General features: G+C 44.9%; 19 protein-coding genes. 9 read left to right on the top strand and 10 right to left on the bottom strand.

The genetic code is table 11. The features are described 5' to 3' along the window. Positions 1 to 27: 27 nt before the first annotated feature. Together A3762_RS18035 and A3762_RS18040 are read right to left on the bottom strand one after the other, a co-directional pair. Entirely contained in the window at positions 28 to 1,317 is a 1,290-nt protein-coding gene (locus A3762_RS18035; RefSeq protein ID WP_068756968.1) for a response regulator, read from the bottom strand. Between the two features lie 103 nt (positions 1,318 to 1,420). After that, positions 1,421 to 1,876, bottom strand: a complete 456-nt coding sequence (locus A3762_RS18040; protein WP_068476255.1) for a flavodoxin family protein — start codon at positions 1,874 to 1,876, stop codon at positions 1,421 to 1,423. A 1,097-nt stretch (positions 1,877 to 2,973) separates the two neighbouring features. Here A3762_RS18040 and A3762_RS18045 point away from each other — a divergent pair. The 6 genes from A3762_RS18045 (at position 2,974) to A3762_RS18070 (ending at position 9,030) form a co-directional block, all read left to right on the top strand. After that, complete coding sequence (locus tag A3762_RS18045) at positions 2,974 to 3,657, top strand: bacteriorhodopsin-like (RefSeq protein WP_068502023.1); 684 nt, start codon at positions 2,974 to 2,976, stop codon at positions 3,655 to 3,657. A gap of 165 nt (positions 3,658 to 3,822) precedes the next feature. Continuing rightward, positions 3,823 to 4,581 (top strand): polyprenyl synthetase family protein, encoded by a 759-nt coding sequence (locus A3762_RS18050; RefSeq protein ID WP_068474486.1) that lies wholly within the window; start codon positions 3,823 to 3,825, stop codon positions 4,579 to 4,581. Then, on the top strand, positions 4,578 to 6,098 hold the full coding sequence (gene crtI, locus A3762_RS18055) for a phytoene desaturase family protein (protein ID WP_068756970.1): 1,521 nt from the start codon (positions 4,578 to 4,580) through the stop codon (positions 6,096 to 6,098). Before A3762_RS18050 ends, crtI begins: the two co-directional genes overlap by 4 nt. Then, positions 6,073 to 6,981, top strand: coding sequence for a phytoene/squalene synthase family protein (locus tag A3762_RS18060; protein ID WP_068476251.1), 909 nt, complete (start codon positions 6,073 to 6,075; stop codon positions 6,979 to 6,981). The genes crtI and A3762_RS18060 overlap by 26 nt, the downstream gene beginning before the upstream one ends. Next, on the top strand, positions 6,971 to 8,143 hold the full coding sequence (locus A3762_RS18065) for an FAD-dependent oxidoreductase (RefSeq protein WP_068756971.1): 1,173 nt from the start codon (positions 6,971 to 6,973) through the stop codon (positions 8,141 to 8,143). Before A3762_RS18060 ends, A3762_RS18065 begins: the two co-directional genes overlap by 11 nt. Next, positions 8,137 to 9,030, top strand: a complete 894-nt coding sequence (locus A3762_RS18070; protein WP_068756973.1) for a Brp/Blh family beta-carotene 15,15'-dioxygenase — start codon at positions 8,137 to 8,139, stop codon at positions 9,028 to 9,030. The genes A3762_RS18065 and A3762_RS18070 overlap by 7 nt, the downstream gene beginning before the upstream one ends. A gap of 44 nt (positions 9,031 to 9,074) precedes the next feature. Here A3762_RS18070 and A3762_RS26065 read toward each other — a convergent pair whose 3' ends face one another. The 7 genes from A3762_RS26065 to arsC all read right to left on the bottom strand — a co-directional run bounded on the left by A3762_RS26065 (position 9,075) and on the right by arsC (position 15,061). Beyond that, positions 9,075 to 9,410, bottom strand: coding sequence for a flavodoxin family protein (locus A3762_RS26065; protein ID WP_082868920.1), 336 nt, complete (start codon positions 9,408 to 9,410; stop codon positions 9,075 to 9,077). A 101-nt stretch (positions 9,411 to 9,511) separates the two neighbouring features. Next, positions 9,512 to 10,699, bottom strand: coding sequence for an alanine--glyoxylate aminotransferase family protein (locus A3762_RS18080; RefSeq protein ID WP_082869226.1), 1,188 nt, complete (start codon positions 10,697 to 10,699; stop codon positions 9,512 to 9,514). 327 nt (positions 10,700 to 11,026) lie between these two features. Next, positions 11,027 to 11,815, bottom strand: coding sequence for an outer membrane lipoprotein-sorting protein (locus tag A3762_RS18085; RefSeq protein ID WP_068756109.1), 789 nt, complete (start codon positions 11,813 to 11,815; stop codon positions 11,027 to 11,029). 101 nt (positions 11,816 to 11,916) lie between these two features. Continuing rightward, positions 11,917 to 13,695: a GspE/PulE family protein gene (locus A3762_RS18090; protein ID WP_068756977.1), complete on the bottom strand. Its 1,779-nt coding sequence runs from the start codon at positions 13,693 to 13,695 to the stop codon at positions 11,917 to 11,919. 26 nt (positions 13,696 to 13,721) lie between these two features. Next, on the bottom strand, positions 13,722 to 14,096 hold the full coding sequence (locus tag A3762_RS18095; protein ID WP_068479048.1) for a DUF2069 domain-containing protein: 375 nt from the start codon (positions 14,094 to 14,096) through the stop codon (positions 13,722 to 13,724). Between the two features lie 18 nt (positions 14,097 to 14,114). Then, complete coding sequence (gene wrbA / locus A3762_RS18100; RefSeq protein WP_068473411.1) at positions 14,115 to 14,711, bottom strand: NAD(P)H:quinone oxidoreductase; 597 nt, start codon at positions 14,709 to 14,711, stop codon at positions 14,115 to 14,117. Next, entirely contained in the window at positions 14,711 to 15,061 is a 351-nt protein-coding gene (gene arsC / locus A3762_RS18105; RefSeq protein WP_068473416.1) for an arsenate reductase (glutaredoxin), read from the bottom strand. Before arsC ends, wrbA begins: the two co-directional genes overlap by 1 nt. A gap of 86 nt (positions 15,062 to 15,147) precedes the next feature. Between arsC and A3762_RS18110 the strand changes: the two genes are divergently transcribed. After that, positions 15,148 to 15,603 carry a TlpA disulfide reductase family protein gene (locus A3762_RS18110; protein ID WP_197469369.1) on the top strand — a complete coding sequence of 152 codons (456 nt, stop codon included), beginning with the start codon at positions 15,148 to 15,150 and terminating at the stop codon, positions 15,601 to 15,603. 27 nt (positions 15,604 to 15,630) lie between these two features. After that, positions 15,631 to 16,491: a pirin family protein gene (locus A3762_RS18115; protein WP_068756981.1), complete on the top strand. Its 861-nt coding sequence runs from the start codon at positions 15,631 to 15,633 to the stop codon at positions 16,489 to 16,491. 31 nt (positions 16,492 to 16,522) lie between these two features. Here A3762_RS18115 and A3762_RS18120 read toward each other — a convergent pair whose 3' ends face one another. Further along, on the bottom strand, positions 16,523 to 17,659 hold the full coding sequence (locus tag A3762_RS18120; protein WP_068756983.1) for a cell adhesion protein: 1,137 nt from the start codon (positions 17,657 to 17,659) through the stop codon (positions 16,523 to 16,525). 357 nt (positions 17,660 to 18,016) lie between these two features. Between A3762_RS18120 and A3762_RS18125 the strand changes: the two genes are divergently transcribed. After that, positions 18,017 to 20,471, top strand: a 2,455-nt coding sequence (locus A3762_RS18125; protein WP_197469370.1) for a hypothetical protein, incomplete at its 3' end; no start/stop codon positions are given.

Here is a 20,471-nt window from a genome sequence, read left to right on the forward strand (position 1 = left end):
CCGAATATCATCATTATAAGAATAAAATCAGATAGACTTGTAATCACTTGGGATCAATACGTTTACTAAAATTTTTGTACTGCTGTAATGTTCAAGTAATTTTAATTTTGAGATTAAATTGTTATCGAACGGGGTGCCAGATTGAATAATAAGTAAACCTTTACTGTATACATCTTTATTGGCAATCATCCCTTCTTTTAAGGAGTTTACAGGAAGATGAATCTCTTCGAGGCATGAGTTGTCCTCCTTTTTTTTCCAATCTAACGTTTCAAGATATTCCAGTACTTCAGGGTCATAAGCTAGAGGAGATGATCTTAGGATGCTCATCGTGTCATGGTGGCTTTGTTGTTTACTGTAGGGACTATAACGTAGTTCTGTATACTCAAGAACTGTATTGAAAATTATGTTGCTCTTGTCCAATTTTTGTTTATCCAAGCCCTGAGGAAAACCTTTAGCGTCGATACGCTCTTTTTGTTTGAATATTAAATCTGCACAGCCCAGAAATTGTATGAAAGGCATCAACGCACAAGCGCCAATATGGGGATATTGTTCATATTCTTTTTTTTGTTGGGTATTCATATCTCGATAATCTAACTGCAATATTTCGTCTGACAAACTTAATTTTCCGATCGCGTGTAGCCTCGCAGACTCAATCATCGTCTCAGCATCTGCTGAGTTAATTGCAAATACATCAATCAATCTCTCTAAAATGATTTTGAAATGATTGACAAGAACACGATAGCCAGGGAATCTGAGATCTAATAAGTTTAGCCAGCTTTCCGCTGCCAGAGTATGCATATCTTGAATGGTTTGTCGCTGGCGCTGAATGTCTTGCTTGTTTTCATATATTTCGGTCTCTTGACGCTCATTAGCTTGTGCTATCTCCTCATTAGTTTCTTTTAAAGTACGAAGGATACGAATTTTAACTTTTTCTTTATGTTGCTTTTCAATAGCACTAGCTACTAATTGAACTAGCTGATTCGGATCCCAAGGTTTAGTAACGAAGGCATAAATTTGGGCATCATTGATTGATTTTATCGTAGAGTCTAGGTCTGCATAACCTGTCAGCAGAATACGTTCGGCTGCTGGACGTATTTTTTTGGCTCGAACTAAAAAATCAGCACCACTCATTTGTGGCATGCGCATGTCGCAAATGATGACATCGAAGCGTGTTATGCTCAGGATTTCGATAGCTTCAATGGGGTTCGTTTCGCAAATGATTTCGAAGTCGTTCGAACGAAAAAGACGCCTCAAAGAATCTAGGATTTGCTCCTCATCATCAACTACAAGAATCTTAAAAAGGCCTTTTTTACTCATAATTACCTATAAGAAGTTCGATATAACCGTCAAATTTTAAACCGTTCGTCGTAAGGCTAGTACATAATCAAGTGTTTACTACTAATTAGAAAAGTATCAGGAATTAAATTATGCCTTCTGCTAACGCGATCGACATTCCCTCAGCAAGTTCTGATACCTGCTCGTTAAATGCGTCTTGGTAGTCACCCCTCAGAACCAAAGGTTCTTGTACCCAACGCCATCTAAGCCCTGTGATAATTGTTTGTAAGGCCTTGACCGTGCCAGTGCCATCGTGTCCTGCGCGAACAATCGCCGCGACCGGCAAACCTTGTTTTTTCTCAAGTACGGGGTAGTAGCAACGATCGAACATGTCTTTCATCGCTCCAGACATGTAGCTGAGATTTTCTGGTGTGAAAAGAATGACAGCGTCTGCTTGAATGATGTGCTCTGGAGTGGTCTCGAATGCAGATAAGCTAGTTACAATGCACTGGCTTTTGTTACTTGCATCGTTGATTGTTTTAAGAAGTGTTTGAGTATTTGGTGAAGGGGCGTGGGCAATGATAAGAAGATGCTTGTCCATACCATAACTCTTTAGCGACATTAGATAATAAAGGCTCAGAGTATCGATACACTGACCCTTTGGCAATAAGCATAGAACGAGAAATATATTAGGCGTGGCTATTTGCAACGGCGGCCATTGCCGCGTCGCCGTCACAGTCATGTCCTTGCCCGTTAAGAACGCTCGCTAGGGCTTAGATATACAGCTCTACACATTCGATAAACTAAACGCGCGAGATGGTCGAAAAGGACGACGGCGGGGTTGTTAAACAGCTGTTCTCGGCGACATTGGGAGTTAAGTGACATGTCAAGGTTCCTAGGGTAGATTCAGATGTGGAGCCAAGTGTAGGGCTATAATATCGCGTGGAATTAGTCTATTGCTAACTCGGAACAACGTTTATGGCAGTTTGGTTACCAATTACCGCATTACTCCCCTTTTCACTAGGATATGTAAGCGCCGTTTTCATCTCGCGACAGAAATTTGCTAAATAGCTCGATAGCGCATTAGTAGGTCTGCGGGACGAGAGTAGATCGTGCTATTGGCAAAATAACTTACTGGAACAGTCCGATGCGGATGTCTCATACAAATGTTCTCAATTGGGGAAAGACAATAGCAGTGCGTTTGAGCAGCTTGAGCGTTACAAAGCCTCGTAACAAGATGTTTTTTATTGACATAGTCTAGTTCGTTTTAATTGACCAGTCAGCAAGGGCCATGCGCAGCGCTGCTGTCCTTTTATGTCCTTTTATGTCCTTTTATAGCTTATGATTGCCCACGCCTGATTGGATGATTACCTTGTCAAAAGCTATCTCTCAATCTTGCACACAAGACTTTTACCTGCAGCCTCGCCCAAGAACGAAGGTGTAAAATTCATAAAAATTTCGAAATACATGCTAATTTTTCTGGAATCCAGTAAAAAATGGTCTAGCTTAATTGGGAAATCGTACCGGAGTTGAAGTCTGTGTGATATGCAGATTACGGAACCGGTCGTTCAGGTTGTGGCTCATTTGAGGTACAGCAGGTCACAACGAAAACTTAGGAGTGATGCAAACTGGTGTCGATTTGATTCGCTAAAGCATTCCCAGATTGCACAATCACTGCCATAAAAATCGGAGATAATTATGTTAGATCCTAAAGATTTCGTGGGTGTTTCGTTCTGGTTGATGTCTGCCGCTATGCTTGCTGCGACATTTTTCTTCTATGTTGAACGCGATCGTGCCGAGGGTAAATGGAAAACATCTCTCACCGTCGCAGCCATGGTTACGGGCATTGCTTGTTTACACTATTTTTACATGCGCGGTGTTTGGGTTGAAACAGGACAGAGCCCAACAGTATTTCGTTACGTAGATTGGTTATTAACAGTACCTCTACAAATTATCGAATTCTATTTAATCTTAGCTGCAATCGCAGTAGTTCCAGCAGTGCTATTTTGGAAACTTCTGATAGCCAGTGTGGTCATGCTAGTGGGCGGCTACCTAGGTGAGGTTGGCGCGATGGGTATAACCGCTGGCTTTGTTGTGGGTATGATCGGGTGGTTGTATATTGTCTATGAAATTTTCTTTGGACAAGCGAGCAAGATAAACAGCAGTAGCGGTAATGCGGCAAGTCAGAAAGCATTCTCAGCACTCAGATTGATTGTCACGGTGGGGTGGTCTATTTACCCGATCGGGTACGTCTTAGGCTACATGGCAGGGGGCGTCGACTCTGGAGCACTGAACTTAATTTACAACTTAGCCGATTTTGTAAATAAAATTGCGTTTGGTGTAGTAATCTGGGCAGCTGCGACGCAAACATCTGAAGCTTAAATGTTTAAAGGGTGTGCATTCTAAAAAAAGCACGCCGCTTATACGATGCAGCCAGTGAATTTTGAGGTCCCGAACAGAGCGTCGTTGCGAAGCTCTGCCCTTGAACCAGCGTTGAAGCGGATCATGCTCGATTCCTGCGCGAGCAGTGGTCAACAGGTCGGGGCCATGTTGCAATATCATCTTGCGAGCAGTGGCAGCCTCAAACGTGCAACACTTTGCTATCAAACTGGGGTTGCCCTCAACATAGATTCGCAGACCGCAATGCGATTCGCAGCGGTTGTCGAACTATTACATAACGCCTCGCTAATTCATGATGATATTCAAGATCAAGACAAAGTTCGGCGGAACACGCCATCACTTTGGGTTAAGTATGGTAAAGCTTTAGCCCTTTGCGCCGGTGATAGTATGATCGTGGGTGCCAGCCTGTTACTAGCAGAGATTCGCTCAACGTTTTCGCTGCAGCTTCAAACGCGAGCTTTTCAAGCGGTTCAGCAAACCATTCGAGGCCAAACGGCTGACTTAAGTAGAGCAGGTAAAGTACGCCCAGACGATTATCGAGTTATCGCGTTTGATAAGGCGGCACCACTCATTCAACTGTCGGTTTACTTACCCAGCCTGCACGTCAATCGATTGCCTGCGCTCCAGCCGCTAGTGACGGCGGCTGGACAATTTGCGCTAGCTTATCAATTGTATGACGATGTAGTAGATTTTGAGCAAGATTGTCAAACGGATCAGCTCAATGCTGTAAACATAAAATATCACGCTACCCCCTCCTCTTTGGCTTCTGCTCGAAGGGCTGTGCTCGATGAAATGCAAAACTTGCTAGACAGCGCCGACCAGAAATGCTCCATACCGCAGTCAGATTGCGCATTGCCGTTACAGCATTTCATTAATGCGCTCCGCAACAAGGTAGATTTGCTATGAATCCACACGTTGTCGTGGTAGGGGCCGGTTTTGGCGGTATTGCCGCTGCCTTGCGAGCAAAAGCATTGGGCTGCGACGTTACTATTGTCGACAAAACATCCCACCCAGGCGGGCGCGCACAGCGATTTCAAGTAGATGGATACAAGCATGATGCTGGTCCAACGGTTATTACTGCGCCCTTTCTTTTTGACGAGTTGTTTGCATTATTCGGGAAAGAGCGCGCTGACTATGTGGAATTTAAGGCCCTAAATACTTGGTATCGGTTTGTTTACGACGACGGGACGCATTTTGATTATGGAGGTGATAACGAGCGTATCGAAAGGTCGATAGCTATGATCAGCCCAGATGATGTAAAAGGCTACCGAAAGCTCCTTGCTGCCTCGAAAGAGATTTATCAACTTGGCTTCGAGCAACTAGCGCATCGGCCGTTCCATCAAATAATAGACATGATAAAAGTAATTCCACAAATGCTTCGACTCGGTAGTTATCGTAGCGTTTGGCAGCTAGTTTGCCGGCATCTAAAACACGATAAACTTCGCCAAGCATTTTCAATTCAACCACTTTTAGTGGGCGGTAACCCATTCGATACTACCAGTATCTATAGCCTAATTCATTACTTAGAACGCGCTCATGGCGTGCACTTTGCCATGGGTGGCACACAAGCCTTAGTCGATGCCTTAACCAAATTAATGCAGGAAGAGGGAATCGAGGTAGTACTCAACCATGAGGTGGTTAAGTTTGAAACGCAACAAAAGCGTATCACCGCAGTGCAACTCGACAACGGCCATACGCTAGCCTGCGATTATTGTATCTCTAATATGGACCCACTTTATTTGTATCGCAAACTGTTACCCGACCATGCTTCTCGGATCGCCAAAATACGTCGAAAAGTTGCTAAGCCCTCGATGGGCTTATTTGTTTTATTTTTCGGAAGCCCAAAGCTATACCCCTCGGTACAACATCATACAATTATATTAGGGAAGGCCTACAAACCTCTTCTTGATGACATTTTTCATCATGGTAACTTATCTGAAGATATCTCTATCTATTTGCATCGTCCCACCGCGACGGATCCGAGTTTTGCCAAAACGGGCTGTGACAGTTTTTATGCCCTCGTGCCGGTTCCTAACCTAAAATCGGAGATAAATTGGCATGAAGTGCGTGAAATGTTCCAAGCGCGCGTACTGCAACGCTTAGATGAGACCATATTGCCAGGCATTAAAGAAAACGCAGAATCAGTTTTTGCGATGACTCCGCTCGATTTCAAGCAAAACTACAACAGTGAGTTTGGCGCCGGCTTCTCAATTGCCCCCCTGTTTTATCAATCAGCCTGGTTTCGCTTCCATAATCGGGGCGAATCGCTGGATAACTTGTTCCTAACCGGTGCGGGCACTCATCCTGGTGCGGGACTACCAGGAGTCATCAGTTCTGCAAAAGTGGCCGAGTCATTACTCAAAACTAGCTTAGCCAAACATAGCTCGGTGCGTGTAAATGGACACTTTACAGCTCAGTCTTAAGCAACTGCGTGGCGAAGCGATCGATGCAAAGCATTCTATTGCCAAGCACAGTAAAAGCTTTAACTGGGCGGCACGATTTTTCTCCGCTGAATTGTCCCAATCAGTCTCTAAACTTTATGCTCTGTGTCGTTATCTAGATGACTTGGCAGATGGAGATGACCCAAGTCGTACGCAAAAATTACGTACGATTAAATCTCTTTTTGATCAACATCAAGAGACGAAAATCACCTTTGATCCAGATTTAGTTTTGTCCAAGCGCGCACTGCAGGACATGCTGGAAGGTTTTCTATTCGACCAAGGCCATGTCGCCATCGAACACGAAAAAGACTTAATACAATACTGCTACCAAGTCGCGGGCACCGTTGGTATTTTGATGTGCGACGTCATGCGAATTAACAATGAACAAGCCTTGCATCATGCGGTTCACCTCGGCATTGCCTTACAGCTCACCAATATCGCGCGGGATGTCGGCGAAGACGCAAGCATAGGCCGATGCTACATACCAAAGGATTGGACAGACCAATTAAGCGCTTGCGAGCTTGTACAACGCAAAACACCGACGAGCGAACTCGCCACTGCCAGCAAACGACTCTTAACACTGGCCGATCACTACTATAAAAGCGGTCTGTTCGGCATAGCATATTTACCTCCACGCGCCGGTTTCGCCATTCAGCTAGCTGCACATGTATACCGAGATATTGGTCGCGATCTGCAACGTCATCGCTATAACAATCTCAGCTACCGTGCGCACAGTTCGCTCACGAGAAAACTGTGGCTCACATTGGTCATGTTGAGCGGCCGCGAAGAGCGATTACTGCAAAATATACCAGAGCCGACCAAACCCAACTATCCCTTATTCCAGCTAAACAGTTATGCCTACTAAAACGCTGCTCCAAGAAACGCAAGACCTACTGATTGTTGGGGCAGGGTGCAGTGGTTTATCGCTAGCAAGGGAGTTGGCATTACGCGGCTATCGGGGCAAGGTGGTGTTACTGGATCAACGAACCGCCTTCAGCAACGATAAGACCTGGTCTTATTGGGCAAAAAAAGAGAGTCGCTGGCACCAATTAGCCGAACATTATTGGGATAGTTGTGAAATATCGCTGAGAGGCGGCCATAGGCAACAGTGCGACTTCCACGCGTATGATTACTGTTCATTGCCTGCAGACACTTTTTATCAAGATGCCTGCTCGCTGATTGATCTTGGCGGCTATACCGTCGAGCTTGGGCAGACTGTGCAAACAATTGAAGCCATTGATGACCCTCCTGCCAAATTCAAAGTAACCACGACTGGTGGCAAGATTTTTTTTGCTAAGCAGTTAATTGAGTGCAATGCACGCTACCAGTCGGCGGATTACTATCAAGTATTTTACGGCGAAGAGTGGCTACTTCACGAACCCTTACCTGACTGGCGTCGGGCTGGGTTAATGACAGAGCTAGTTAGCGATGAGGGCGGTACCGACTTTATTTATTGGCTCGCACTGGCCCCAGATAGAGTGCTCGTTGAGCCGACCCGCTTTACACAGCATATGGTTGACCCGGAGATACTTCAGACCAAAATAGAGATATGGATGACGCAATATGGCTTAGCGCCAGCTCAATGCATTCGTCATGAAGAGGGCGTTTTACCGATGGGACGCGTCAATTCTGGTCATACATCCTGGCCACGCGCCGGCCTCGCTGCTGGCGCATTGCGCGCCTCTTCCGGTTATGGTTTTTTAGCGATGCAGCACTGGGCGGCAGCGACGGCCGAACAGTGGATTCGTACGGGCCGTCTTGAAACCGTTGATACTTATCATCCGAGCGTTCGATTCCTCGACGCTTTGTTTATCAAGGTGCTGATTAATCAACCAAGATTAGGGGGTGATATATTAAGTCAAGTGGCTCGGGCGCTGCCTGATGACGGCTTTGCCCGCTTTATGGCTGGCGAGGCGAGCGTAAAAGATTGGCTAAATGTCATCATGGCAATGCCCAAAATCCCCTTTATTCAGGCGCTCTGTCAGCCGCGCGGATTCATCAATTCAGGCGGAGCAAAAAAATGCTAATCGCCAATAAAAAAGTACAAACAAATGCCCAAGGCAATGCCATCAATACCTGCGGTCCCTACCTACTGATTAGCGCTCTGGCAATCGCACTACAACTCCTTCCGAGCGATCTATCGTTATATATTTTAGTGGGCCTCGTCATTGTTTATGGGCTGCCCCATGGCTTACTTGATCCATGGATCTTCGATCAAAACATTCATCAGCGTAAAACACGTTTCATAAGATTTAGCAGCCTCTATCTTTTGCTTTGCATGCTGGCGTTTGGGCTTTGGCTCGCGCTGCCCACTTTATCGTTATGCCTATTTTTAGCGCTTTCCTCTTGGCATTTTGGCGAAGATGTGGAAACCAATAAGGAGCCATACGCTCACTACTTACGTGCGCTCTATGGTGCCAGCATCATTGCCTTTCCCTTTGTTTGGCACACGCAAGAAAGTGTGGCGATTTTAGCGCAATTGGGGGTTTCAGCCTCAGAAACGAGTGCGTTTATCATTGCCACAGGTTTGGTGAGCTTGGCGGCATTCATCAACCTGTTTACCGTATTTACCCGACCATTTCGTCTCGAATGGCTGTTTTTGCTCACACTCTCGTATGCCTGTCATCCGTTTGCATATTTTGCGCTGTATTTCTGCTGTTTACATAGTCACCGTCACATACGCCATTATGCAAAATACCTTGCCGCCGCTCGAAGTGACTTAAAAGCACCCTTGGGGCGCTTGTTCGTGCTGACATTGCTCTTACTATGCGCCATCTTATTTATTACCTATGAGCAAGCGCTCACCGTATCCTCACAATTGACGGCGAGTCTTTTTTACCTACTGGCGGCCTTAACCTTGCCCCATATGCTGATCATGTATCTCTACGGCGATGACAAACCGGCTCTAGAATGAAAAGTCGTTCAATGATTACCGAGAGCGGCTAAATTAGGTGCGTTTTAAGGTAATTGTATCGTTGGTAAGGCGTGCACCGTGCCAGTGCCATCGTGCCCAGCGCGAACAATCGCTGCGACTGGTAAACCTTGTTTTTTCTCAAGTACGGGGTAATAGCAATGATCAAACATATCTTTCATCGCTCCAGACATGTAGCTGAGGTTTTCTGGTGTGAAAAGAATGACAGCGTCTGCCTGAATGATGTGCTCTGGAGTGGTATCAAATGCAGATAAGCTAGTTACAGTGCACTGGCTTTTGTTACTCGCATCGTTGATTGTTTTTAGGAGTGTGTGAGTATTTGGAGAGGGAGCGTGGCCAATGATAAGAAGATGTTTGTCCATGCCGAAACTCATGCCTTAACTATGTAGGGTGATTAAATAATAAAGGGTCAGAGTATTGCTACACTGACCCTTTGGCAATGAGCCCTAGAACGAGAAATATATTAGGCGTAGCTATTAGCAACGGCAGCCATTGCTGCATCGCCGTCACAGTCATATCCTTGTTCGTTAAGAACGCTCGCTAGGGCTGAGATGCATAGCTCAACGTTTTCACGTTTACATGCGCTGCCCATCAAACCTATACGCCAAGCGTTGCCTGCAAACTTGCCAAGGCCCGCGCCGATCTCAAGATCGAATTGGCTAAGCAATGCAGTACGAACAGCCGCGTCATCCACACCTTCTGGAATCTTCACGGTATTCAATTCAGGTAAGCGATACTCTTCCGCAACAATGAGTTCAATACCCAGTACACTCAAACCTGCAACAAGCGCATTATGATGTTTCGCGTGGCGAGCCCAAGCATTTTCAAGGCCTTCCTCTTTCACCATAAGTAGCGACTCATGCAATGCATACAAGCTATTTACTGGTGCGGTGTGGTGATACGCACGCTTAGGTTGCGCTTCACTTTGTTCCCAATAAGCCATGACTAGTTTCAGATCTAAGAACCAAGAATCATTGGTGTGCTCACGGCTCTGGATTTTTGCGACGGCTTTTTCGCTAAAGCTAACGGGTGAAATACCAGGTACACAGGACAGACATTTTTGTGTGCCTGAGTAGATCGCATCAATACCCCAATCATCTACACGTAATTCAATACCTGCCAATGAGGTCACGGCATCAACAATCGTTAAGCAGTCATGCTTACGTGCGATTTCGCATAAGGTTTTAGCGTCTGAGCGAACGCCTGTTGATGTTTCAGCATGAACAAACGCAAGCATCGAAATACTATCATCTGCGGCAAGTGCTTCTTCTACTTTGGCTGGATCAACTTCTGTGCCCCAATCGAACTCGAGCGTGGTCACTTTAGCGCCGGCACGTTTAGCAACCTCAGTCATACGACCACCGAAGACACCATTGATGCACACTAATACGTGATCATTAGGGTCTACCATGTTCATCAAGCATGTTTCCATGCCTGCAGAACCTGGAGCAGAAACTGGAATCGTCAAACGGTTTTCAGTCATGAAAACGTATTGAAGTAGATCTTTGATCTCATCCATTAAGCCAACGAATGCTGGGTCTAAATGTCCGATAGTTGGTTGACCAAGTGCTTTAAGAACACGTGGTGAAACGTCTGACGGGCCTGGGCCCATAAGTACTCGATGGGGAGCTTGAAAAGTTTGTGCTGTCACTTGGGTCGTACCGTATTGTTTTCGTTCTCACATAAGAATAGACACTATTTCTCGCTGTGTATGCGGATGTGTCACATTGCGAACAAGGCGGGCGAGTTTATCACGATTTTTTTAGGATTGCTGACCAAGTGGTTTGGATTTTGACGCAGTTTTAAGCGAAAGAGCTGATATTTCAAGATGAATTCTGCGAAGAGAAGTTCTGTGTTGACTTAAATCAGCGTGTTGAGAGGAAGTTCAGAGAGTTGAAAGCTACCTAATGTTCTCAGTTCCTTTTATGAAACTCAGCGGTTTAAGGTAGCTCTCAATGCATTCGAATCGATCGAGCGGCTATTTGGCGCGCTTCAAACTGTTCTTGGTGAAATCACCATCCGCTAGCCCAGTTTGGAAGGCATAGTTTGACCACGTAAGGTCGGTTGATTTTCCAGTTTGATGGTTTTGCATGAGCATCATTTCTGGACGCCAGTATTGACCCAAATATTGCTGATAGCCTTTAAAATCGAGTGTTTTGAGTAAGGACTTTTTGCGATCATAAAATTCGATTTTGATAACGCGATATTCTGTTTGGTCAATCCAAGCGATTTGCTTGGTGTAGCCAGAATATTTGTCAGTAGGAGTACGTTCCACCACGAAGCACTCCAGATCACCGCAGGCCTCATCATTAAGGTAGTTATAGGTATACTTTTCGACTTCTTGTGAACTCAAATCTTCAAACGCGAATTCACTGCCCATGAACGGGCCTGATTTATTTCGTGATGCAATGCGTTTTACACGTTTCAATGCGGGGAGAAACAGCCATTGATCATCAGCTTCAGTTTTATGAGAGAAGGTGAGTAGGGCGGTGCCGCGTACATCTTTGGGTTCATCAAAGATGGTCATGCTCTTATCGCCATCATCTTCAACTTCAAGGCTTTTAACTCGCAAAGAGCGAATACTTTCTTCACCTTGTTTATTGCGCAGAGTCATTGTCATATCAGCGGTGGAGTCTTGCCAGCCCTGATTACGCTTGTCGCTTTCAATAGCGATTTCTAAGCCTTTTTCTTGAGGTGTTTGTGCGAATAGGTTGCTCGCGAAAACGACGGATAAAGCAAGCAAACTTGTTTTTATAATTGGACGCATAAAGGTCTCCTTAAAAATCCTGTCCAGCGTGGCGCATAGCTTACGCGCTGTGCCAGAGAGGCTTCAAGGAGATACTGCTGAATGGCGCTGGAATAGTCTGTTCAGCGACTGAGACTTGCGGGGGTTACGCGCAACACTTCGTCGATGGTCGTTTGGCCCGAGGCAACTTTGTGGGCGCCACTCAAACGTAAAGACTGCATACCTTCTTTTATCGCAATTTTGCGCAAATCCATGATATTGGTTTGGTCATGAATATTGGCTTTCATTTGTTCGCTAAGCGGCATCACTTCGTATACACCTGCACGACCATGATAACCGGTGTTTCTACACTCCAAACACCCGACCGGTTTACAGGCTTTCTCAGGTTGTTTGGTTTTCCATGGGCTGGTTAGTTCTGCCCAGTCATTGGAATCAATTACGGTTTCTGTCTTACAGCTTGGGCACAGTGTACGTACCAAACGCTGTGCCATGACACCAAGCAAGGTTGCGCGAATCAAATAGGGCGCGACACCTAGTTCCAAAAGACGGCTGATAGAGCTTGGAGCATCATTGGTATGCAAGGTGGATAAAACCAAGTGGCCAGTTAATGCGGCTTGAATCGCCATTTCAGCGGTTTCTAAATCGCGAATCTCACCAACCATGATGATGTCTGGGTCTTGTCTCATCAATGCTTTCAAACCATCTGCAAACCCCAGATCGATATTGTGCTGCACTTGCATTTGATTAAATGCGGGCTCAATCATTTCGATTGGGTCTTCGACGGTACTCACGTTAACTTCTTGTGTTGCAAGTTCGCGAAGCGTTGAATAAAGCGTTGTGGTTTTACCGGAACCAGTTGGGCCTGTGACAAGGATAATTCCATGCGGTTGGCGAATCATGTTCTGCCAGCGTTTTAGATCTTCATTCGCAAACCCGAGATCTGCAAAACTACATTGCAGCACATCAGGGTCAAAAATACGCATCACAAGCTTTTCGCCAAAGGCGGTTGGTAGGGTCGATAACCGAAGTTCGATTTCTTTGTCTTTATCGTTCTTTGTTTTTATTCGGCCATCTTGTGGTTTACGTTTCTCTGCAACGTTTAATCGGCCTAATATTTTAAGGCGACTGGTGACGGCAATCCCGACCTTAGCGGGAAATTCGTATACGGGATGAAGAACGCCATCGATTCGGAATCGCATGTTGACGATGTCGCGACGTGGCTCTAAATGGATATCACTTGCGCGCTGATCGAAGGCATATTGAAGCAGCCAATCAACAATATTGACGATATGTTGGTCGTTAGCATCGTGATTCGATTTTCCAGAACTTCCGCCAAGTTCAAGCATTTGCTCGAAGTTTTGTGTGTAGGCGCTTTGATCTGCATCGACACCGGCTTTGTTGACAGACTTAGCCAGTTCATAGAATTCAATGGTAAATCGCCTTAAATCTGCGGGATTGGCAATGACACGCTTGATGTCCTTTTTCAGAACATGTTGTAGATCGTTTTCCCAGTCATGCGCAAAAGGCTGAGCACTGGCGATCACGACTTCTTCACTATTCACTTCAACGGCAAGAATTTGATGTCGTTGCGCAAAAGCAAATGACATTACTTGTGAGGTTTTGAGTGAATCAACTTTTAGAGGATCAATATTGAAGATCTCTTGCTCTGACCAGTCACTGAGCCAGTCGAGCAAGTAATTCATATCAACATTCACATCGCCATTGAGCGCTTTTAAACCTGCGCCGGCAATGATTTCGAGTGGGTGGAGTTGTACGTGTTTTTGACCACGGGGTGAACTGAGGAGTTTATCCGCATCGTCTTGCGCAAGAATGCCGTCACTCACCAATTGATTGACGGTTCGACTAAAATCAAGCGTCAGCGAAGCCGTGGTCTGTTGCACGTGAAAATCCTATTGTTATGTCTGCCTTATAGCGATTTACCTTGAAGTTTTTCCCATTTCACAAAATACATTGCGGCAAGGAATAAAACCATGGTGATCACTGTGATGAAAGTGTCTGCTGATAGCCAAGACTCTTGCATATAGGCATCAACAAACGCGCGCGTGAAGTAAAACAGCACAATAAAGCACAGCCATACATATGAACGCAGTTTATTTAAGAGTAGGCCAGGAAGCACAATCAGCAAGGGGATATATTTCACAGCGAGTACTAGAGCAACTGATACACCTTCTGGTAGTCCGGGTACAAAGGTGGTGTAGGCCAAGATGACTAGCAGAGCGACATAGCTGATTTTAGTAACAAGTGCTGCACGTTTGCTTTTGAGTTCGAGAGAATTTGTCATAACGTTTTCTGAATCTGATTAAGAATTAAGTTTACGAGCGAGCGTGGCTAATCGTTTACCGAGGGCTTGGCATAGCGCGGTTTCATGTTCGCTCAAAGCACCGTTTGTTCCCATTTCTGTATGACTTGCGCCGTAGGGGGTGCCGCCTGTTGTTGTGTCATGCAAGGCTTTTTCAGTGTAGGGAAGGCCTGAAATCACCATGCCCTGATGCATCAAAGGGATCATCATTGAAAGCAGCGTCGTCTCTTGCCCTCCATGCATTGAACCTGTTGAGGTAAAGACACTTGCCGGTTTTCCAGATAGCGCACCGCTCATCCATAGGCTGCTAGTGCCATCTAAAAAGTATTTTAAAGGGGCCGCCATATTTCCAAAACGAGTTGGGCTACCTAATGCGAGACCCGCACACTCTTTGAGGTCTTCATCGCTGCAATACATGGCTCCTTCATTCGGAACCGCTGCAATGCTTTGCTCACTGTTTGCAGACACTGGAGGAACAGTCCGTACTCGTGCTTCGATACCTGAAACGGATTCAATTCCGCGAGCTATTTGCATCGCCATTTTTTCTGTTGCGCCGTTACGCGAGTAATACAGAACGAGGACGTAAGGGGTCGACATTAAATCAATTCCAGTACGTTTTCTGGTGGGCGACCGAGAACGGCTTTGTCACCTTTCACGACAATCGGACGCTCAATTAGTTTTGGCGCTTCGGTCATTGCTTTGATCAAATCATCATCAGCGATTGAGGTGTCTTTTAATCCTCGTTCTTTGTAGGCATCTTCGCCTTTTCGAAGTAGTTCGCGGGCAGAAATATCAAGCTTCGAAAGAAGTGAACTAATTTCCTCTGCAGAGGGTACATCTTCGAGATAAAGCTTAATGGTCGGCGTAATGCCTTTCTCTTCGATAAGAGCGAGAGTTTGGCGTGACTTTGAACAACGTGGGTTGTGGTAAATCGTAATGTCTGTCATGTTTAAACTGCCATTAAAAAGAGTAATTTTGCCTAATTTTGATGGCGTGCATGATAACAATAAGTTGAATGGTTAAGGAACGAATTGTGCGAAGAATTCTTGTTATATTAATGACGTTAATGATGCTGCAAGCATGCTCCGAAGCAAGCTCTTCCATCGATAAAGTGTTTCAGCTTCATGCACAAAACGATCTCGCTTATTCAGACATTGGTACTGATTTTGTTCTGATTAATTATTGGGCAAGTTGGTGCAAACCCTGCGTGAAAGAAATTCCTGAGCTCAACGAGTTGGATAAGCACCCCCAATTATCTGTATTTGCATACAATTTTGATCGCCTCAGTGACGAAAAACTACAAAGTGAAGCGGATAAATTTAATCTGCAACTTCCTATGCTGCTCAATGATCCCGCATCTATGTTCGGAGAAGAAACGCCTGTCGCATTGCCAGCCACCTTGGTGCTTAATCCAAAAGCAGGCACCAAACAATGGCTAATGGGTGCTCAAACACAACAAAGCGTGTTGACAGCGATCGGCGTGGAGTAATTCACTTAAATATCTTTGGAGACGTTTATGGCGCGTAAAATTGAAGGGCAGGTAAAAGATTTAGATGGGTTTAGTGTCATCAGAATTCTCCCTCATAAAGAGCAGAGAATGGTCGGTCCATTTACTTTTCTTGATCATATGGGACCTGCTGATTTCGCGCCGGGCGAGGGCATTGATGTTCGTCCTCATCCCCACATTGGCTTGAGCACAATTACCTATATGCTTGAGGGTGCCATGTTGCACAGAGATAGTTTGGGCAACAATCTTGAAGTACTGCCCGGTGATGTGAACTGGATGACCGCGGGTAGAGGTATTGTTCATTCAGAGCGCGAAACGATTGAAGTGAAGGCGTCTCAACATCGCCTAAACGGCATTCAAGCCTGGGTTGCGCTACCTGAGGACATGGCGGAAATCGAGCCAAGCTTCACGCACATCAAAAAAGCACAGTTGCCGCATTTCATGCACGATGGTGTGATCAAACGTTTGATAGCAGGCGAGGCCTTTGGCATGACCTCACCACTTAAAACCTATTCGCCTATGTTTTATCTCGACGTGATTGCGAAAGCAGGATCAATGCTTGATCGCCCAAACCCAGAACAAGATTGCCTTATCTATGTGCTCGATGGCGAAGTGCGAATTGGTGGTGAAACGTTTTGCGCCAATGAGTCAGTCGTGCTTGAAGAGCATGACTTATGTTTGGAGTGCTTGAGTTATTCTCGCGTGCTTATGCTCGGTGGCGAAGCTTTTCCGACTGCGCCACATATGTTTTGGAACTTTGTGTCGTTTAGTCGTGAACGAATTGATCAAGCGAGCCGTGATTGGAAAGAAGGGAAGTTTCCAAAAATCCCTGGAGATAGTTGCGAATATACGCCTGTTCCAGAGAAGTGATTGAGCCCCTATGAGGGGCTCATACCGTGCTCTAGTAGTTCTTTCGTTCGAATTGGTCATCAGAAGGGTCAGTCGTGTAACGACCTTCTACCTGATCCCAGTGATATCGATCACCCATCATCTCTTGAATACGTGAATCTGATGTGCGAGCACTTGCTGCTAGCTTGCCAGTTGTGCGGCGTGCCCCCCACCATGTAATGGTTACTTCTTCAGGCGCATTTGAAGCCATTGAACGGAAGTACCAAGGAACCACCTGGTTATGTTTGTTAACGAAGTCAGGGCCTGACAAATACCAGAATCGATTATGAATAAACGTAACCATACCCTCTAGGATCGTATTTCGATCTCCGATCCAAATATCCAAAATACCACTCGATTTGTACCAAGTTACTGGCAAGTTGTGGCGATCGATTAAGGTTTGAATATCCCAGCGCGCATGTTCGCCGACCCAATCAGTATTACCGTCGCCATTCGCATCACCAAGATATGATTTTGGATCTGCTGACCAGAAAGGATCAAGCAATTCTAAGCGGTCGACAGTCAGGTTATTGCCGACAGTACCGTTATAGACCGCGTCACTGATTTTCTTTGTGACGTTAGTCGCTAACTGGCTACCAAGAGAATGACCTGATAATCGAACATAGTATGAGGTGCTGCCCGAAAGCACTGATGTGATTTGCTCAAACGCAATATCAGAAACAGATTTGTTTGGTGACAGTGCTGTACGATACGAACCATCGTTTAAACGATAACGCATGCCGCGCGGTCCATTGGGCGTCCAGATTTTCGCTTCAGCATCTTTTACTTCTGCCTCGTCAGCTAACTGGTTCCAGTAAAAGTACGCAATGTTCCAATCACGCACTTTCCAACTTGCCGATGTAATCACGTTCTCGCCGTTGTAATCGAATAGAAAATCTTCACGTGAGTAGTTGTTTTGCGATGAACCATTTTGCCAGCCATGGAAGTGAATAATGGTTGGTTTGGTTGGATCAAAGTAGTTTAAGGAGACATTGTTCACTGTACCGTCTTGTTCAATTGCCTTGACGGAAGTGTTGTTTTCATCAAACCAGTACAAGCCATAGTCGAGCGTATCTTGCGCTGCGGCAGCGAAACTGCTTGAGAAAATTAGGACTGAAAAACTAAGAAATTTTTGAATGGTTTTTGTCATGCTGTTTACCTTGTATTTATTTTTATAATCCGCACACGACAGCAAAACGATGTGCGCCATGGACGTTAACGGCAAACTAAGTAACGAGCAAGTCGTCATTATATGAATTAATGAGTTTGTCCTATTTGATTTAATTTATGGCCTGCTAAAAAAATTGCATCCTTTGATGACGATGAGAACTCCGCACTCAAAACTTTAGCACCGCCGGACTTTGTGTTTTTGAGGCGCCTGTCACTTAACTTTGATCAGTTTATTCCTGAAATTTATATTGATCTCCTGTAATGTGTGACTTTATGTAACTAACAAAAATAAATAATGCCCAAGGTATCTTGAGGGCGCCTCATAATGGAGTTGTATATGAAGGGACTTAGCCGAATAGTAGTGTTGGCCGCAATGGCTATATTAACCGCCTGTGGCGGAGGCGGTTCAGGTGAGAGCGCATCATCTTCCGTAACAGTTGTAGAGTCTTCGGGGCCTGCGATCGATGGTCAGGTAATGAAAGGGATCATTCATAATGCGCTTGTAGAAGCATACGTAATAGACCCTATCGAAGGAGTTTCTAACACTCCAATTGCAGAGGCCATTACAGACGAATCTGGCTCTTTCTTCTTTGAGCTACCAAATGAATTTGCTTCTGCTCCTTTATATCTCAAAATGAGTTCGATGAGTGATTCAGAGATGCGGTGTGATATTTACCCACACTGTGATGTCGATGGCTCACCAGATTCAGATGATGATCGTTATTCTTTTGGCTCTTGGGTTCCTGTTCCAGAAAATTTTCATATGACGGCTGTACTGATCAGCTCAGATGGGACGCTTAAGGGGACTATTTCTCCACTATCGCATATTGCCGCGAACTTATTTCTTAATGACTCATATGCTAATCAATTCGAACTAGAAAATAAGATCAGAGAAGCGAATAGCAGGATCGCTGACCGTTTTGGTTTAGCGAGAGATATTACCCAGATCGTTGCGCACGATATTACTGACACCGACTCTGTCGCTCGCGTTAGTGTGCGTGAAGATATAGCTCTTAAATTTGCCGCAATAAACTCTGCCCTGATTTCTGCCGTGCAGGATGATAGTCATGCGTCTGGTTCAAGCGCTAATCTATTTGCATCACTGGATAAGTTTGCTGATTTTTTCCAGCTTTATGGTGTTCCAGACAATGCGGAGTCTGATCATGTTACCGGTATGAATGAAATTTATACTCGAGCAGCTGAACTAGTGAGAAGGGTGAGTATCCATGTCCAATTATCTGATGATTTGTCGCCAAACCTTATTGTTGCGATTGCTGATGCTTTCGGAGATTTCAATTTTGCTGCAGCGCTAGCTGATAGCCAAGAACCCGCTGATTTTGGCTCGATAGGAGTCCCGAGTGACTCAAATCTCATCGAGGGAGTCGAGAAAATTAAAGGTTTTATCGAAGAGGTTCGTGAGCTAGGAGTAGCCATTGATTCTTCAATTATTGAAGACCCTGAAGGCACTCAGTTGCAATCTGTAGGCTATGTGTTGGATGGCTTTGAGTTTCAGCTTGATGCTGCATCAATGATGAGCTCGGAAGATGCTGAGTATGCTTATAAAGCTATTATGAAATCGCTGGAAGCAATTCTTAAAACATATGAAATGGGGAATCCCGATTTAGCAGAGCTTACTATCCCTGCAGGGAGTACTGAAATTGTAGATGAGCGAGATCAAAGCATTATTATAGTTAACGTAACTGTAGACGAGGAAGGCGCCCGCACTTTTTCTGTGAACGATGATGTTACGGTGCGTCGTAAAGATATTCCACGCACTTTGCCGGTTGATGTGTCGGTCCAATTAAATGCGTTGGCTCTTGTTGAGCAGTCTTTTGAGAATGGTGACATAACTATTTTTGACGATCCAAAAGATCAAGCGGATAAAGTGAATAATGAAACGCATCACGGTGTTATTGATATGGCGCTGCAAGGATCTATTGTTTCAAATACAGTTGAACTGACCCTTAGTGAAAGTTTTGTTCGTGCTTTTTATTGGGGGAGTGTCAGAGAAGAGATAGCTGTTCAGACGTATAGTGACGAATATTCGTTTGAACGCATATTGTTGCACCAGTCAGATTGGACAATTTCAGAACTTGATGCTCAATTAAATGCAAGCGTTTCTCAAATAGAAACAGAAGATATTCCAGACCCTTTAACATTTGTAGGGCAGATCGATCTTTCGCTCAGAGACTTTGTGATCTCTAAAGAGAAGTCAAATGGCTTTTACAAAGAGGTAGTCGAGTATGAGGGCCAAGAGTACTTATATGATATGTACTTCAACCATATTTATGTAGAAGAATTCAGCGAAGCGACTTTATCTTTGATGGGGAGTGCTGGAAACCAGTCAGGCGAAAACTTTTTACTTGGGCTGGATATCTCTCTCGATGATTCTAATTTAAGTGATTGGGCCATTTTATTGGATAAGTGTCATAAGTCCTATTCTTGTTACTACGAGTCAGATGAGGTCTATTTTGATGGTGATGATAACAATAATGAATTTCTAGGAATTAGTGCTGACTTGCGTTTTAGTGCCAGTTTATCCGGTGTTTCTGATGTGGTTGTCGTGGATTTTTCTTTCGATACGACTTCGCAGTTTTTCGCTGATATAGCACTTAATCTCTCTTATCCTGGCCATCGGATCAAACTTCACGGCAGTATTGATTATGATTTTTTATTATTTTCTTCTCGATATGAAGATACATATTACGTAGGTGATCTATATCTAGAGAAACCAGCGGAGGGTATTCAAATAAAGCTAGGAATTGATACTTATGTTGATCCTGGTGAAGCAG

It is taken from the genome of Oleiphilus sp. HI0125, assembly GCF_001635355.1.

Coding starts and splice junctions, on each gene's coding strand:
- A3762_RS18035 (WP_068756968.1), bottom strand. CDS start 1,317: ATGAGTAAAAAAGGCCTTTTTAAGATTCTTGTAGTTGATGATGAGGAG.
- A3762_RS18040 (WP_068476255.1), bottom strand. CDS start 1,876: ATGGACAAGCATCTTCTTATCATTGCCCACGCCCCTTCACCAAATACT.
- A3762_RS18045 (WP_068502023.1), top strand. CDS start 2,974: ATGTTAGATCCTAAAGATTTCGTGGGTGTTTCGTTCTGGTTGATGTCT.
- A3762_RS18050 (WP_068474486.1), top strand. CDS start 3,823: ATGTTGCAATATCATCTTGCGAGCAGTGGCAGCCTCAAACGTGCAACA.
- crtI (WP_068756970.1), top strand. CDS start 4,578: ATGAATCCACACGTTGTCGTGGTAGGGGCCGGTTTTGGCGGTATTGCC.
- A3762_RS18060 (WP_068476251.1), top strand. CDS start 6,073: ATGGACACTTTACAGCTCAGTCTTAAGCAACTGCGTGGCGAAGCGATC.
- A3762_RS18065 (WP_068756971.1), top strand. CDS start 6,971: ATGCCTACTAAAACGCTGCTCCAAGAAACGCAAGACCTACTGATTGTT.
- A3762_RS18070 (WP_068756973.1), top strand. CDS start 8,137: ATGCTAATCGCCAATAAAAAAGTACAAACAAATGCCCAAGGCAATGCC.
- A3762_RS26065 (WP_082868920.1), bottom strand. CDS start 9,410: ATGGACAAACATCTTCTTATCATTGGCCACGCTCCCTCTCCAAATACT.
- A3762_RS18085 (WP_068756109.1), bottom strand. CDS start 11,815: ATGCGTCCAATTATAAAAACAAGTTTGCTTGCTTTATCCGTCGTTTTC.
- A3762_RS18095 (WP_068479048.1), bottom strand. CDS start 14,096: ATGACAAATTCTCTCGAACTCAAAAGCAAACGTGCAGCACTTGTTACT.
- wrbA (WP_068473411.1), bottom strand. CDS start 14,711: ATGTCGACCCCTTACGTCCTCGTTCTGTATTACTCGCGTAACGGCGCA.
- arsC (WP_068473416.1), bottom strand. CDS start 15,061: ATGACAGACATTACGATTTACCACAACCCACGTTGTTCAAAGTCACGC.
- A3762_RS18115 (WP_068756981.1), top strand. CDS start 15,631: ATGGCGCGTAAAATTGAAGGGCAGGTAAAAGATTTAGATGGGTTTAGT.
- A3762_RS18120 (WP_068756983.1), bottom strand. CDS start 17,659: ATGACAAAAACCATTCAAAAATTTCTTAGTTTTTCAGTCCTAATTTTC.